This is a genomic window from Candidatus Nitrosotenuis uzonensis, assembly GCF_000723185.1.
GTDB lineage: Archaea > Thermoproteota > Nitrososphaeria > Nitrososphaerales > Nitrosopumilaceae > Nitrosotenuis > Nitrosotenuis uzonensis.
Map to the genome: position 1 here is coordinate 302947 of NZ_CBTY010000009.1, position 14782 is coordinate 317728.

Annotated in this window: 18 protein-coding genes and 1 rRNA gene; 11 read left to right on the plus strand and 8 right to left on the minus strand. The window is 43.0% G+C overall.

Annotation, left to right across the window (positions count from 1 at the left end; genetic code table 11):
- Nucleotides 1–64 precede the first annotated feature (64 nt).
- From mscL to NITUZ_RS06990, 3 genes are all read left to right on the plus strand, one after another.
- Nucleotides 65–409 (plus strand): large conductance mechanosensitive channel protein MscL, encoded by a 345-nt coding sequence (gene mscL, locus NITUZ_RS06980; RefSeq protein WP_048196580.1) that lies wholly within the window; start codon nt 65–67, stop codon nt 407–409.
- Nucleotides 410–473: 64 nt separating this feature from the next.
- On the plus strand, nt 474–971 hold the full coding sequence (locus NITUZ_RS06985) for a universal stress protein (protein WP_052370121.1): 498 nt from the start codon (nt 474–476) through the stop codon (nt 969–971).
- Between the two features lie 228 nt (nt 972–1199).
- Nucleotides 1200–2675 carry a leucyl aminopeptidase gene (locus NITUZ_RS06990; protein ID WP_048196581.1) on the plus strand — a complete coding sequence of 492 codons (1476 nt, stop codon included), beginning with the start codon at nt 1200–1202 and terminating at the stop codon, nt 2673–2675.
- Here NITUZ_RS06990 and NITUZ_RS10030 read toward each other — a convergent pair.
- Nucleotides 2662–2838: a hypothetical protein gene (locus tag NITUZ_RS10030; RefSeq protein ID WP_155991461.1), complete on the minus strand. Its 177-nt coding sequence runs from the start codon at nt 2836–2838 to the stop codon at nt 2662–2664. The two genes, NITUZ_RS06990 and NITUZ_RS10030, sit on opposite strands and share 14 nt — an antisense overlap.
- Nucleotides 2827–2946: ribosomal RNA gene (gene rrf / locus NITUZ_RS06995) — 5S ribosomal RNA — on the minus strand. The genes NITUZ_RS10030 and rrf overlap by 12 nt, the downstream gene beginning before the upstream one ends.
- 83 nt (nt 2947–3029) lie before the next feature.
- Here rrf and NITUZ_RS07000 point away from each other — a divergent pair.
- Nucleotides 3030–4814, plus strand: a complete 1785-nt coding sequence (locus NITUZ_RS07000) for a ribosome biogenesis/translation initiation ATPase RLI (RefSeq protein ID WP_048196582.1) — start codon at nt 3030–3032, stop codon at nt 4812–4814.
- Between the two features lie 50 nt (nt 4815–4864).
- Entirely contained in the window at nt 4865–5695 is an 831-nt protein-coding gene (locus tag NITUZ_RS07005) for a class I SAM-dependent methyltransferase (protein WP_048196583.1), read from the plus strand.
- On the opposite strand, the gene NITUZ_RS07010 is transcribed toward NITUZ_RS07005, so the two are convergent.
- The 3 genes from NITUZ_RS07010 to NITUZ_RS07020 all read right to left on the minus strand — a co-directional run bounded on the left by NITUZ_RS07010 (nt 5696) and on the right by NITUZ_RS07020 (nt 7530).
- Entirely contained in the window at nt 5696–5917 is a 222-nt protein-coding gene (locus tag NITUZ_RS07010) for a transcriptional regulator (protein WP_048196584.1), read from the minus strand.
- Nucleotides 5918–5968: 51 nt separating this feature from the next.
- Complete coding sequence (locus NITUZ_RS07015; RefSeq protein WP_048196585.1) at nt 5969–7168, minus strand: cation:proton antiporter; 1200 nt, start codon at nt 7166–7168, stop codon at nt 5969–5971.
- A 110-nt stretch (nt 7169–7278) separates the two neighbouring features.
- Entirely contained in the window at nt 7279–7530 is a 252-nt protein-coding gene (locus NITUZ_RS07020) for a helix-turn-helix domain-containing protein (RefSeq protein WP_052370122.1), read from the minus strand.
- Between the two features lie 159 nt (nt 7531–7689).
- On the opposite strand from NITUZ_RS07020, the gene NITUZ_RS07025 reads away from it, so the two are divergent.
- Nucleotides 7690–7932: a hypothetical protein gene (locus NITUZ_RS07025; protein ID WP_048196586.1), complete on the plus strand. Its 243-nt coding sequence runs from the start codon at nt 7690–7692 to the stop codon at nt 7930–7932.
- Here the strand turns inward: NITUZ_RS07025 and NITUZ_RS07030 are convergent.
- The gene (locus NITUZ_RS07030; RefSeq protein WP_048196587.1) at nt 7914–8468 is read right to left on the minus strand and encodes a hypothetical protein; all 555 of its coding nucleotides are present in this window, start codon (nt 8466–8468) and stop codon (nt 7914–7916) included. The two genes, NITUZ_RS07025 and NITUZ_RS07030, sit on opposite strands and share 19 nt — an antisense overlap.
- 151 nt (nt 8469–8619) lie before the next feature.
- On the opposite strand from NITUZ_RS07030, the gene NITUZ_RS07035 reads away from it, so the two are divergent.
- From NITUZ_RS07035 to NITUZ_RS07050, 4 genes are read left to right on the plus strand one after another with little or no spacing between them, the layout of a single operon-like run.
- The gene (locus NITUZ_RS07035) at nt 8620–10080 is read left to right on the plus strand and encodes a KamA family radical SAM protein (protein WP_244443837.1); all 1461 of its coding nucleotides are present in this window, start codon (nt 8620–8622) and stop codon (nt 10078–10080) included.
- Nucleotides 10081–10100: 20 nt separating this feature from the next.
- On the plus strand, nt 10101–10874 hold the full coding sequence (locus NITUZ_RS07040) for a DUF432 domain-containing protein (RefSeq protein ID WP_048196588.1): 774 nt from the start codon (nt 10101–10103) through the stop codon (nt 10872–10874).
- Complete coding sequence (locus NITUZ_RS07045; protein WP_048196589.1) at nt 10875–11714, plus strand: mechanosensitive ion channel family protein; 840 nt, start codon at nt 10875–10877, stop codon at nt 11712–11714.
- A gap of 1 nt (nt 11715) precedes the next feature.
- Entirely contained in the window at nt 11716–11988 is a 273-nt protein-coding gene (locus NITUZ_RS07050) for an Lrp/AsnC ligand binding domain-containing protein (RefSeq protein WP_048196590.1), read from the plus strand.
- Nucleotide 11989: 1 nt separating this feature from the next.
- Here the strand turns inward: NITUZ_RS07050 and rimI are convergent, their stop codons facing one another.
- Nucleotides 11990–12490 (minus strand): ribosomal protein S18-alanine N-acetyltransferase, encoded by a 501-nt coding sequence (rimI, locus tag NITUZ_RS07055; protein ID WP_048196591.1) that lies wholly within the window; start codon nt 12488–12490, stop codon nt 11990–11992.
- Between the two features lie 88 nt (nt 12491–12578).
- On the opposite strand from rimI, the gene NITUZ_RS07060 reads away from it, so the two are divergent.
- Entirely contained in the window at nt 12579–13670 is a 1092-nt protein-coding gene (locus NITUZ_RS07060) for a site-2 protease family protein (RefSeq protein ID WP_048196592.1), read from the plus strand.
- Here NITUZ_RS07060 and NITUZ_RS07065 read toward each other — a convergent pair.
- A complete protein-coding gene (locus NITUZ_RS07065; RefSeq protein WP_048196593.1) occupies nt 13653–14738 on the minus strand; it encodes a nickel-dependent lactate racemase family protein in 1086 nt (361 codons plus the stop codon). The genes NITUZ_RS07060 and NITUZ_RS07065 overlap by 18 nt on opposite strands.
- Nucleotides 14739–14782 lie beyond the last annotated feature (44 nt).

The following is a 14782-nucleotide window of genomic DNA, read 5'->3' on the forward strand; positions in this document are numbered from 1 at the left end:
TCACACGAACATGTAAAAAAATTGCGCATTATCTTGATTAGCTGATCTCATGCGATGCAGATTTATGTCAGAAAAGCCGGTTGAGAGAAAAGGACTACTCCAAGAATTTGTCCGCTTTCTTCAGACGTTTGGTGTGATAGGACTTGCAATAGCATTTGTCATAGGTGCGGCCTCTTCAAAATTGGTAAGCTCGCTTGTATCAGATCTGATAAACCCGCTTATAGGCCTAGTGCTACAGGATGCAGGTGAGCTCAAGATGCTCTCGTTCACAGTGAACAAATCCACCTTTGCGTATGGAAGTTTTATTGCAAATGTGATAGACTTTGCAATAATTGCGTTTGTGGTGTTTATTCTCTACAAGCAGCTTTCAAGGCTCAAACTTGTCGAAGATAAAACAAAGCCATCCTAGGGCCGCTATTTCTGCAAAAACGAACATACTCTACAATATAAGAAAAATACGCCAAATGTAATAGTTGGCTCAAGACACACAGATAATATGTCCCCAAATAGATACGTGTGAGGAGATCTCTCCATCCCTTATCAAGCACATTCTTGTGCCATTTGATCTCTCTGATATGTCACATAGGGCATTCGAGTTTTCTTTAGACCTTGCAAAAAAATACAATGCGCGAATTTCCGTTCTCACAATAATGTACAGTGAAGTCTTGTCAAGCTCATTTTTAGACATGAGCAGTCATCAGAAGATAATAGAGAAGGAAAAGATGAGTCAGATAAGTACTTCATTCATACTTTTAGAGGATGCAGCAAAAAAATTCAGCGTACAATTAAAGTCAGATATGGTATTTTCAAAGAATGTTGCAGATACAATATTGTCGTTTTCCACTAACCGCAAAGTTGACTTGATAGTGATGGGAACTCGCGCAAGAAGCAGTCCAAGGCGATTCATGATTGGCAGTGTGGCAATGGACGTGATCCAAAAGGCATCATGCCCAGTTATTTTGGTAAAATAGAAAAATTTAGTGGTGATGATGTCCGCAGCCACATGAGTCGTGTCCTGCGCTGCTCATATCAGTGCCGTCTTTTTTTGCGCAAGAATTGCACTTGTTTGATCCGAATGGAGAGAAGAAGCTCTTTCCGCAAGAAACGCATTTTGTACTTGACATGTCAATTTTGCAGCTGGCCCACTATTTATCAGATACTGCAAAATGTATAATACTGAAGACAAATCGAGCTAGAATATGACTGTGAGGGTAGAGTCAGTGGACCCTGTAAAAAAGAAGACTGAGGCATTATGCTTTTTTGTATCAGAAAAATCGGAAGAGCCTTTCGGTCTGCCGAATCTAGACAAGATGCTGCAGCTTGGAATAAGGCAAGCATGCAAGGAGACAAAGGGCAAAATTGGAAGCATATCTGTTGTCCACACTCACCAGATTATTCCAGCGCAAAGAATAATCATAGTAGGAATAGGGCCAAGGCACAAGATCACGCATGAGCAGGTAAGGCTTGCAGCAGGCAAGATTGCAAAAAAGACTTCTGAGATGGGCCTTAGCGAGATCTGTCTTGTTATTCCAGACCGCTTTCCATTAAAGACAAAAGTTGCCGCCAACTCTGCCATCGAGGGAGTACACCTTGCATCATATTCGTTTGACAAGTACAAACCTGATAAAAAGCAGAAAACTCCATCTCTGACTCTTCTTGCAACAGGACGTGAGAAAGTATCAGATATTATCTCAAGAGCCCAAACAGTTTCGGACGGAGTAATTTACGCGCGAAGCATTGCGAACCTGCCTCCAAATGAATGCAATCCAGAACAGCTTGCGAGTTTTGCAAAATCGCTTGCAGCAAAGTCTAACTTAAAGTGTACCATACTCTCAAAGAGCGAGCTAAAGCAAAAGGGATTTGGCGGTATATCGGCAGTAGGTCAGGGAAGTAAGAATGAGCCTAAGCTTATCATACTAGAGTACTCTGGAAAGAAAGGAGAAAAGCCAATACTAATTGTAGGAAAGGCAGTCACATTCGATACAGGTGGAATTTCGCTAAAGCCTGCAGATAAGATGGATGAGATGAAGTTTGACAAATGTGGAGGCTGTACAGTACTTGGCATAATGAAGGCCGTGGCTGGGCTGAATCTTCCGGTGAATCTTGTTGGAATAATTCCATCGGTTGAAAATATGCCGGGAGGCGAGTCGTATCGTCCTGGAGACATAATAAGACTGTACGGCGGAAAGACTGCTGAGATTTTGAACACGGACGCAGAGGGACGACTGATTCTCTTTGACGCGTTATCCTACGGAATCAAGACGTATTCGCCAAAAGAAGTGATCGATTTTGCAACCCTGACTGGAGCGTGCATTGTAGCGCTTGGAACGAATGTGGCAGGACTTGTTAGCAATAACAAAAAGATTGCAGAAAGGATTATCAGAGCATCAGAGAGGACAGGAGAGCAGGTCTGGCAGCTGCCGATTAACGATGACTATATGGAGATGATAAAATCAGACTATGCTGAAATCAAAAATGTTGGCCCTGGCAGGGTTGCAGGTACCATAACGGCTGCAGCATTTCTTGCAAATGCCGTAGGAAATACCCCATGGGCTCACTTTGACATAGCTGGCACGGCATGGATTCAGACCGGCTCAAAGGATAAATCATACAATCCAAAGGGCGCCACAGGTTTTGGTGTTAGGTTGATTTTGGATTATCTTAGTAACCCCTAGAGTTTCTGTCCGGAGTTCCGACGTTTGGATTTCTGAAGCCGTGCTTTTCCATCATGTGGTTCAAAAACAATATATCGTTTGCAATCTGCTGGCCGCAAACTGTGCATGTAGGCATAATACAGATAAGCAGATCCTCTTTATAGTCTTTAAAAGATGCCAGCACTACTGCTTCCCAAGGGCTCTCGCACCTTAGTAGCACAGTAGCGACATTGGGTTTGACTTCCAGGTTCGGAAAGAGACTGGGTCGCGCCCCAACGCTGTGGCCGGCTTGAAATAAACTCGATAATTGTTCTGTATTAAGATTACTCTGATGCCGCTTGTCAGATATAAATTAAACAAGAGGAGGATACGATTGTGACACACCGAGTTGCCGTCCTAGACAAGGAACTGTGCCAGCCAAAAAAATGTGGTCTTGAATGCATCAAGTACTGCCCTGTAAACAAGTCTGGGGCCGACTGCATAGTCTTGAATGAGGAGATAAAAAAGGCACAGATTGACGAGAACATTTGCAATGGATGCGGCATCTGCGTCAAAGTATGTCCATTTGAGGCAATAACAATAGTAAATCTTGCAACAGAGATTGCAACGGACAAGATTCACCAGTATGGGATGAACTCGTTCAGACTATACAAGCTGCCAACGCCGAAAAAAGGTGAGGTGGTTGGTCTTCTTGGAAGGAATGGAATGGGAAAGAGCACTGTAGTATCCATCTTATCTGGCAACCTAATGCCTAATCTTGGTAATTACGAGAATCCTCCAGGATGGGAGCAGGTTCTCAAACATTTTGCAGGAACTGAGCTCAAAGAGCATTTTGAGAAGATAAAAAATCAAGAGATAAAGGCCTCAATAAAACCACAGCAGGTCTACAACATATCTCAGATATTTGACGGAACTGGAAAGGAGCTTTTGGACAAGTATGACCAGCGTGGCGTCGTACCAGAGCTGGTAAGGGAGCTTGGACTAGAAAACGCAGTAGAGCATCATGTCAAGGAGCTTAGCGGAGGTGAGCTGCAAAGGATCGCAGTGGCGGCAGCTGCTGCAAGGGATGCAGATTTTTACTTTTTTGATGAACCGTCATCGTACAACGATGTGTTCCAGAGGAGAGGGGTTGCAAGAGTCATCCACAGTCTGGCAAACATAGGAAAAAGCGTCATGGTAGTAGAGCATGATCTGACACTGCTTGACTTTCTATCAGACTATATTGAGATACTTTACGGAGAACCTTCAGCTTATGGAATAGTCTCAAATGTCTTGTCCACAAAGGTTGGTATCAATGTATTCTTGGATGGATATCTACCAAACGAGAACGTCAGATTCCGTGACAAAAAGTTCAGCTTTGATGTATCGACATCACAGGACGACTTTGAAAAGGGCGAGGTGGTCATAACCTACCCCAAGCTTGTAAGACGATATCCAGCATTCTCAGTGACAATCGAGCCAGGTCAGGTCAGACGCGGTGAAGTTCTTGGGATAATGGGTGCAAATGCACTTGGCAAGACAACCATGATGAAGATGATTGCAGGTGTGGAAAAGCCCGATGAAGGATCTGTTGATAAAGCAATCACAATATCCTACAAGCCACAATACATCCCGAACGACTACGATGTCGAAGTCATATCAGTGCTTGACAAAGCAAACGAAGGTCCTATAATGGGTAGTGCTGAGGAGGAACAGATACTCGATCCTCTGAAGATCAAAAAATTGTACAACAAATCAATAAAGAATCTTTCAGGTGGAGAGCTGCAAAAAGTTGCTGTCGCAACTTGCCTTCTCAAAAAAGCCGACGTTTACGCACTTGATGAGCCGTCTGCGTTCTTGGATGTAGAGGACCGGATAGCCATTGCCAAATTCTTGCAAAAATTTGTCCGCTCTTATGCAAAATCGGCAATTGTAATAGATCATGACATACAGCTTATGGACCTGATTTCCGACTCGATAGTGATATTTGAGGGCGTCTCAGGTCTTGAGGGCCGCGCTACTGCGCCGCTTGGAAAGGCAGAAGCAATGAACAGGTTCCTTCACTCCCTTGACATCACTTTCAGACGCGATGAGCAGACCCTAAGACCGCGAGTAAACAAGGCAGGAAGTAGGCTTGATAAGCAGCAAAAAGACTCTGGGAACTTTTACTACAAGCGCTAGCTGCCCATAAAATAAATTCTCTATTTCTTCCACCACAGTAATTGACACGCATGCTAAAGAAGGCATTAGAAGGAATTCTCTCTGAGAAGGAAGCTTCCGAGCTTTATTCTGCGTTTGACCAAGTAGGCGATATAATCATAGTCCGCATACCAGACTCGCTTATCTCAAAGAAGAAGATAATAGGTGAGACCTTGCTTGAGAATGTCCATCCTGCTCGCTCTGTGTTCTACCAGGCAACCCCCGTGGCAGGAGACTTTAGGACAAGGAGTCTTGAAATACTAGCAGGGGAGGACAACACCCAGACAGAATACAAAGAGTACGGCTGCAGGTTCAAAGTAGACGTTGAAAAAGCATTTTTCTCCCCCCGTCTCTCTACTGAACGCAATAGAATTGCCCAGATGGTCCAAGACGGCGAGGTTGTAATCAATATGTTCGGCGGAGTCGGTATGTTCTCAATTGTTGCCGCAAAAAAGAAAAAATGCACAGTTTACAACATTGATCTGAATCCAGAGGCAGCAAAACTCTGCGATGAGAACATTAGATTGAACAAAAAGCTTGCAGGAACGGTCATATCAATTCATGGAGATGCTTCACAGGTAATAAGAGAACATCTGCACGATAAAGGAGATAGAACTCTGATGCTGCTTCCTGAAAGATCAGACGAGTTTCTATCATCTGCCATTTCAGCTACTAAAAGCGGTGGAATCATCCATTATTACTCTCACCAGCATGCAGACAAAAGGCAGGATGCAGTTCAAATCTCAAAACAGCATTACATGGAGGTAACTCTAGTAAAATCCGAAATACTAGGAGGCCGCATGGTACGCGCAGTCGGACCGCGATACTATCAGACGGTAGTAGATGTCAGGATTACAAAATAGCTACTTGTCATCTGGAAGTATTGATGATGGTGAGGATTTTGTAGTTGCCATCATGTATCCAATCCACGATACCACGCCAAGTATTCCGCCTGCAATCATCAGCACGGAAAGATGGAGTACTATTGGGCTCCACTCTGAGAGCATCAGAAGGTAAGCATATACAAAGAACCCCACTATGCACGAGCAGAATATCAGGATTCCAGTCATTTTGCGGCGGGTCATCAGATAAATCCTTTATTTGTAATATATCAACGTAATATTCAAGTTCTTGGTCTAGGAAGGCGTTTCCTGCGAACGCCTCAACGAGGATCTTGCCATTATCGGCGACATTATTGTAGTGATAAAGCCTACTGCTACGATTACTGAGAACATGCCTACGTCAATGAGTCCTGCCTCAAGTCCTATGGTGGCAATAACAAGCTCTACCATTCCCCTGTTGTTCATAAGATAGCCTATGGTCTTGCTCTCGGATTTTGAAAATCCAGCAAGCTTGGCACCTATGAATCCACCTCCTACTTTGCCACCAATTGCCACCCCGAGCAGAATAGCAAAAAGCGGCAGATGATCTGCTATTGAATATATGTTCAGCTCAATTCCGATAAAGGCAAAGAAGATTGGTGCCAGGAATCCAAACGTGATTGCAGAAAATATTCCGCTGACGCGTTCAAAGTTTTCCTTTCCTATGAGCTCGCGATATATGACAAGGCCAGCAAAGAATGTCCCTATTACAAAGTGCAATCCTACCTGCTCAGCTATTAGTGAGAGTCCGATTGCAGATACAAGTAATATTCCAAATGATGCCTCTCTTGTCTTTAGCTTCTCAAACCACGGAGTCATTGCGCGTGGAAGGAAATGTTTTGTCTTGCCAAGGATAAAGTCAAGTAGGAATATTCCTCCAACAAACGCCGCAATCTTTACCACCGAGAATCCGATATTGCCATAGTCCAGCTCTTGATCAGGATTTGCTGCCATCTGTAAAATTATTGCAAGCACTACAAGCGAGAGTATGTCGTTAATCACTCCTGCAGTCATCACAGTGCTCCCAAGCTTGCTCTTGAGTAGATTAAACTCCATCAATACGACGGCAGACACTGGGACTGCGGTAATTGCAAGTGTTAGTCCTATGAAAAGCGACATAATGAGATCAAGTCCGAGTAGATGCGACATACCCGTTCCAGCCAAAAACGGAACAAAGAACGCCACAGTAGACAAAAGTAATGCCTTTTTGCCTGCCTTTTTTATCTCGTTAGGATGCATCTCAAGTCCTGTTAGAAACATCAGAAAGAACACACCAAGATCAGTAATCACCTTAAGTGATGTGTCCACGTGCACCAAACCAAGCAATGAAGGTCCTATTAACACGCCTGCAAAAAGCTCGCCTACAAGCGCAGGTTGTTTCATACGCTGGGCTACCTCCCCCAATACCCTTGCGGCCACAAGCATTATGATTACACTGATGAAAAACTCGGACACTTACTACTGCGACTTGTCATGTTTTATAAAAATTCCTTCACACATTGTTGATTTTGTTCCAGTATATGCGTAATTTTTAACAAATGTTTCCACAACAATAAAACAAGAGTTTAGGCTGTCTTTATCTTACTTTCATACAAGAAATTCTTTTTTCCTTCAATGATAATGCCAGAAATCCTTACCAACTTTTGTTCAACCAGTGAGTGTAGTCGCCGATATGCTGTAGTCAGTGGGATATTCGTACTTTTTGATATTTCTATTGCAGATTTGGGGGCGCTTGTAATTTCTGCAAGTATTCTTTTTGTAACGTTATCAAAAATCATCGGAGATTTCAAATCATTCTTTACGTCAATTTCATCCAAGTGCAATTTTAATTTGATACATTGTAAATGAATTTTTAAATTTACAGAATTGGTGATTTTTTGATATACAGAACACAAACAATCACAGTTGAACACATATGATTGGAGTTTTACCACAAATTTGGCTAGATTTAACAGTAGTTAGAAACAATTTCTTGCATGAACGAATATTTGCTCTCAAAACAACAGCTTGATTTTGGCTCGCTTGTTTTCATTTTTGGCGCAGTACTATCAGGAATAGGTGAAGCAGGTCTTGTTATGATAATGCTTGATATACAACCATTTCTGCTTCCAGAGGTTTCGTATGGTACTGCACATCTGGCATTGTCCTACCTTGCAGCTGGCAACATCATAATGTTTATTGAATTAAAGAGAAGCTCTTTTTATTTGTCCGGATCATAGTCTCTGCGGCTTATCTTGTAGGATATGGTGTTGTTTGTCATGCTAAATTCCACCTCGCACCCAAGTGCCTTGAATGCAGAGTCATAATATGTCTGAAAGTATATCGACCATTTTGCTCCCATGTCATGTTTCATTACAAATTTGACATAGTCGTCTTCAGGAATTTCACTGAAATGAAATCCAGCTGCCTTTGCCCTGCTACGTAAAATAGACACCCATTCCTTTACGTCAAACTTGCCTCTCATTGCAAGGAGGAGATCTCTGGGAACGTTTCTGCCGCTTGCGTCTGCAACCTCTATTATTGTCTTGTCATCAAGTTTTTCAAAATACGACATCAGGATGTCTTTTGGTATAGGCACCCAACCCGTCTTTGATGCCACAATATCCCAATCCACAGCATGTGAAAGCAGCTGGTTTATCGCAGAGTTTAGCGTCGTGTTTTCCGCCTTGGCATAGGATCTAAGTTTATCGAGCGTCTGTTTGCTTATTCTTGCCGTAATTGTTTCAGTTTTTTCTGTCTTGTAGTCGATTGTCATAAGAAGCCAGTAATGTTAGGAATCTACAATTAAAGTATCTTTTCACATGACCGGCATTGTTACAGACTTGCGGTACAAATGAGTACAAATAATTACAAAATACGGCATCGATTTGATTACATTTAACAATGATTAAAAAGATCTGTTATAGATGTCAGATCTAGAACCTGTTTGGAGCGAGTACGAGTCTCCCCAGTACAAGTCTTATACAATTTACAATTTTAGAACAATACCTCAGATTCAGAACCTTTCAGAGGAGAAACAACATGAAATCGAGGTTGTGGCAAATGTGCTGCCGTTTAAGACCAACAACTATGTTGTAGACCAGCTCATAGACTGGACAAATCCGCTCAAGGATCCGATGTTCATACTTACGTTTCCTCAAAAAAGGATGCTAAAGACGGCCCATTACAAACAGATGGAGCAAGTCATGGAAAGCGGCGCCAACAGAATGGAGATTCAGGCAGTTGCCAATAACATCAGGATGCAGCTCAATCCGCATCCAGCAGGGCAGATGAGTAACATACCGCAGCTCAAGGATGGCACAAGGCTTTATGGATTACAGCACAAATACAAGGAGACGGTGCTTTTCTTCCCAAGTCAGGGACAGACCTGTCATGCATACTGCACATTCTGCTTCAGATGGCCACAGTTTGTGGGTATTGATGAGCTAAAATTTGCTAGCAGAGAGATTGCCTCACTTGTCCAGTATCTCAGAGAACACCAAGAGATATCCGATGTCCTCTTTACCGGAGGAGATCCGCTGATAATGAAATCAACCATACTATCAGAATACATTAATGCGCTAGCAGATGCGGATCTTCCAAACCTTAAGACCATTAGAATCGGGACGAAATCGCTTTCCTATTGGCCATACAGATTCCTTACCGACGATGATGCAGACCAGGTGTTAAAGCTGTTTGAGAGTGTAACAAAGAAAGGAATTCATCTTGCGTTCATGGGACACTTTAACCATCCAGTAGAATTATCAACAAAGGCAGTAAAGAGTGCAATATACAGAATACGAAAGACGGGCGCACAGATAAGGACCCAGTCTCCCATACTTGCGCACATAAATGACAATGCGCATGTGTGGGCAGAGATGTGGCAAAGACAGGTAAGTCTTGGTTGTATTCCTTACTACATGTTTGTCGCAAGGGACACAGGAGCTCAGGACTTTTTTGGTGTGCCTCTTGTCAAAGCCCAGAGAATATTTCGTGACGCATACCAAAAGGTAAGCGGACTTGCCAGAACGGTTCGTGGCCCAAGCATGTCTGCTACACCAGGCAAGATACAGGTGCTTGGAACTGTAGACATAGGTAAAAAGCGCGCAATGGTATTACGATTCCTGCAGGGAAGGAACCCAAAGTGGGTGCAAAGACCGTTTCTGGCAAAGTATGACGAGAAGGCAATTTGGATTGACGATCTCAAGCCGTTTTCAGGTAAGAAATTCTTCTACACTGATGAGCTGGAACGAATACTGAAAAAACGTTCCAAGGCGGCAAAGATTGCCATGGGCAAAAAGCTGAACGCCAAGCAAGCAGCAAAGAATCACGAGATAAAATTCAAAGAACGATTAGAAGAGCAACGTATTATAAACAAAAAACCCTAACAACCCTGAGTATTTACAAAATGTCCACTAGTGAGTTTTCAAGCCTAGCTGGCAATGACTATCCAGAATTTGGCAGATACATGATTAAAGAAGAGCTTGTGATGAACCTGCCAAGTCAAAAGATAACATGCAGACAGCTAAACGATAACAGTTTTTCCTACAAAAGAGAGTCATTTGGTGAAGAAATAATCAAGAAAATAATTCACCCTAAAACAGCAGACTTTCAGATCGGACTGATGCCAATTTTACCAATACATACGCCCACATACAAAACGGATTTTTTTTTCATACGATTCAATGAACAGATCTATATATCGCAAAACTCTTCGATGGAAGTAATAGTATCGTTTCCAATAGAGACAGGAATATTTCTTGTCGAGGAGGAACATTCAGGGCTGATAGACGGGTTTTCCTGTGACCCTGTAGGCACTCATTTTGCTCTTTATGGAAATCCAGAAGAAGGAAAGCTCTGCAAATATGCGCGGATAGAGTTAGAATCTCCGACTATTCAGCAGTTATTTATGCATGCACAAATGAAGATCAAAATTGTGAACGAGTCAGACGAAGGAGTTTTTGTAGGAAAGCTTGTATTTCCCGTGACCGATCATGATCTTCATTTTCACAAGACAAACGTAATGATGGACGGCCTTGACGCGATAATAAAAAACAGGATAGGTGTGCGCGTAATAGACATGGTACAAAACCCCATAACAGGAATAGAGGGATGGAAGAAAGCAATACGCGATACGCAAAAAACTGACTACAAATTTTCCATGGAAAGGGGATTTGACTAGATGAGCTGGGAGATATTCTCAGATAGCAACACAGTCAATATTCTTGGAAACGAAATTGCCGTAGGCTCTCTGATTTTAGGCGCCATAATCATGATAGTTGGTGTTATCATCGCCAGGATCATAAGCACCATATTCAAAAAATATTTTGCCGCAAATCTGCCAGATAATACCGCAAAAAATCTGCACAAGCTTCTCTATTACGGCATCATAATCATGACGCTGCTTGCTGTCACAACCAGCCAAGGAATAGATCTTAGCGGGTTGATGGTAGCAGGAGGCATATTTGGTATAGTGATAGGATTTGCCACGCAGTCAGTTGTCTCCAACGCCATATCAGGAATATTTTTGATGTTTGATAGACCTGCAAAGACGGGAGATTTGATAGAGATTCAGGCAAGCAACATTTACGGCAGGCTCATGGATGTCACAATATTTTCCACACGGATAAGGCTCTTTGATGGATCAATAATGCGCGTTCCCAATGAAAAAGTATTCACATCTGAGATAAGAAATGTTTCAGGTAGCGAAGTAAGACGAATTGAAGTCATGGTAGGAATAGCATACAAAGAAGACGTCGATAACGCAATCAGCGTAATACGAAAGGCAGTCTCAAAAAACCAGTACATATTGCGTGAGCCTGCGCCCGAAGTTAGAACCGACTCACTAGGTGACTCTAGCGTGAACTTGAAGGTTCTCACCTGGATTCCTCGAGACAACTGGGATGATGTTGGACCGACTTTGCTCAAGGATATCAAAAAAGATATCGACGAAGCAGGAATAGAAATTCCGTTCCCACAGAGAACCATACACTATGCCGATACCTCAAAGGCGGAGCGATAGCGTGTCAGAGAATCAAGATGGCGAGCAATCAAAGCTTTTCGTTCTGGTAACATGTTTTGAGGGAAAGACAAAGGAAGCAGTCGAAGAAATTCGCAAGATAAGCACGGTCACTGACATCAAGGAAACCGACGGCCAGTATGATATACTAGTAACGCTAGAATCAGACTCGAATGAAGAGTTGAAAAAGGCGCTTGTGTACAAGTTAAGAAAAATCAAGGCCATACGAGGAACCCTGACGCTAAGATCAAGTGACGATCTTGGTCTTTTAGGCTAAATCAGTACTCAAACTCTATTGCCATCAAAAAAGCGTCCTCGCCGTCGCGATAGTACGCCTTTAGTCTCTGTTTTATTACAAATCCAATCTTTTCATAAAGCCTGACTGCGTCATTGTTGCTGCATCTGACTTCAAGGTACAGCTCATCGCAACGCTTTGATTTTGCACCATTAATTGCCTCCTCTATTATGGCCCGTCCAAGACCAAACCTCCTATGTTCTTCAAGTACTGCCACAGATACCACGTGGCCCTTTTTAACAAAGCCAAGTTTCTTAAAGTTTGAAAATCCGTATTCTGTTTTACACATTATGTACCCTACTAGCTTGCCATTTTTTTCTGCAACCAAAAACGCTTCCGGCATTTCCGCAAGCAGACTTTCATAGAAATAATCCGAGTAGTGCTCCGGCAGAGTCTTCAGGTTTATCTCCATTACTGGAATTAAATCGCTAAGATCGCACCTTCTGATAATATAATCCCCTACCTGCCTGAGGATGATTTGCATTTGAGTCAATTTTTCAGCTCAGATATTTAATGTTAGAGCATGAAAATAGCACAAATCAATTAATTGCTAGCAGTCAAATGAATTTGTGATGGGTGAGCCAACGCAAGAACAGGTCATCTCGATAGTATCATCGATTTTCAACGTAAGAGACATCAACATAACTTTGGAAAAGATGGAATTTGAGATAGACGACGAGGATTTTAAGCTAAAGTTTGTCACGCTTGCCCAAAAGCTTGAAAGTATTGGAATCGTCTGCTTCCTGAAAAAATCAAATGAACGCCTGCTAATCCAAGTAAACAGACTACCGCCAGAGCCAGGAGGGCTTAAATTTCTCTCAAGGGCCCAGATTCAAAGAATCCTGTTTGGCGTGGTAGTAGCATTTGTCATGGTTGATGGATACTACAGAACATTGGGCGTTAATTCAATTGCTTTCATAGGGGATCCCTTTGACTTTGCAGCTTTGTACACGCTTTCACTGGTAGGAATACTTGGCGTTCATGAAGCAGGCCATCTTGTGGCTGCAAGAATACACAAGGTACGCACGTCGTGGCCTTATTTTATCCCCGGAATACCGGTGATTGGACTGCCCACATTTGGTGCCCTTATCCAGTCACGCGGTCTCACCATAAACCGCGATATCTTGTTCGATATTGCCATTGCCGGGCCGCTTGCAGGTCTTGTGATTGCCATAATAGTATCATTTTACGGGGCATATACATCGCCCGTTCTTGATGAGTTTGTGGCCCAGTCCCTTCCAGAGGGAAGCCTTCAGGAGCTTAACGATAGCATACTAATGCAGATTGCGCTTTCTGCGTACGGTAAGGGCGGCTCTGACGTTCAAGTTATAATGTCACCCATATTGTTTGCCGCATGGCTGGGGTTTTTGATCACGTTCTTGAATCTGCTTCCCGCCTGGCAGCTTGACGGGGGCCACATGGCAAGGGCGTTATTTGGTCAGAGAATGCACCGCTTTGCAACATACGGTAGTGTGGCATTACTTTTTGCGCTGCAATATCACATAATGGCGCTCTTTATCCTGTTGTTTAGCTCAAAAAATACTAGCGTAAGACCACTCGATGATGTCTCACCTCTCTCAAAGAACAGAAAGTATCTTTACATTGCAGTGATAGTCATAGCGTTCTTGTGCGCGCCGATCCCGCACTCAATTTGGTTCAAGTAGTATTCTTGCTCCGTCCGGGACAAGGGATATCTTTTGTCTTGCACCCTGATGCTTTAGAACATATTCTAGTGTTTCTTTGACTCCATCAAACGAGAGAATGCCAAGTTTTTTCAGATACAGCTCAGGAAGAATTGAAACAAGTCCAATCTGAATCTTTTTTTGAATCTCAGAAAGATACAGTAGATCTTCCATTCCGTCCACATATTTGGCAGGCTTTTGCAGTCTTTCTATACTCATGCGGCCCTCTATGAACTGCCTTATTGCCTCAGAGCCGATTCCAGCCCTGCACTCACCTACCAGCATCGCAAGCCCATCATCCTTTATTGCCCTGTAGCAATTCCAAAGAGAGCCAAGAGATCTACCAAAAGTATCGTTGCTTGCATCCTTTCCAGTGCTGATAAGAAGAGCTCTATGTTTTTCTACCTTTTTTGAAAACGTGCGCAGTGTTCCAGATATCGAAAGTGTGTTTGATGGGTGTCCTACTGCCACATCGGCTATGCCTCCCTGATGGGCCACAAGCTCGACTGCCAAGACATCAAATGAATCGGCAAACTCTTTTGCAATGTTAATGCTCTGTGTTTGCTCGCCGGAATTTGGGAGGTTGCCCTGTCTTTTTTCGTATGCGGAAAGCATCCTGTCTTTTCCGAATCGTCGCAAAAGCCTTGTGCAGACAGCGTTAAACCCAAAGAGGCCGTCAAACTCCATCTCTCCAACAAAGACAAGATCCGGGTTTGCCTTCTCCATTCCGTCAAAGGCTAACACCTGGCCGTCCTGCGGCAGTCCCGATCTTACCAAATTCATTATTTGCTTGTCTGCAAATATCTTTGGCTTGGGCACCGATTTTTGAGCACACTTGTCGTAGATCAGCAATAGCGTCTTTTGCACGGCCGCAGTATAATTGAGGACGACAAGATCCAGCGGCTTGCTCAGATCGATTGCATCAAGCCTCTCTGATAGTATCGTATCATCAAGTATTGGGCCGGAATACTCTATTTTCTGATCAAGGTTTTCTGCCTTTATATCCAGCACAACGTCTGTCAGTCCATAGTTTAACCAGATCTCAGGCACGATATTCCAACAAAACAAAGCAAAATAAATCCAGTTTAGTAAAT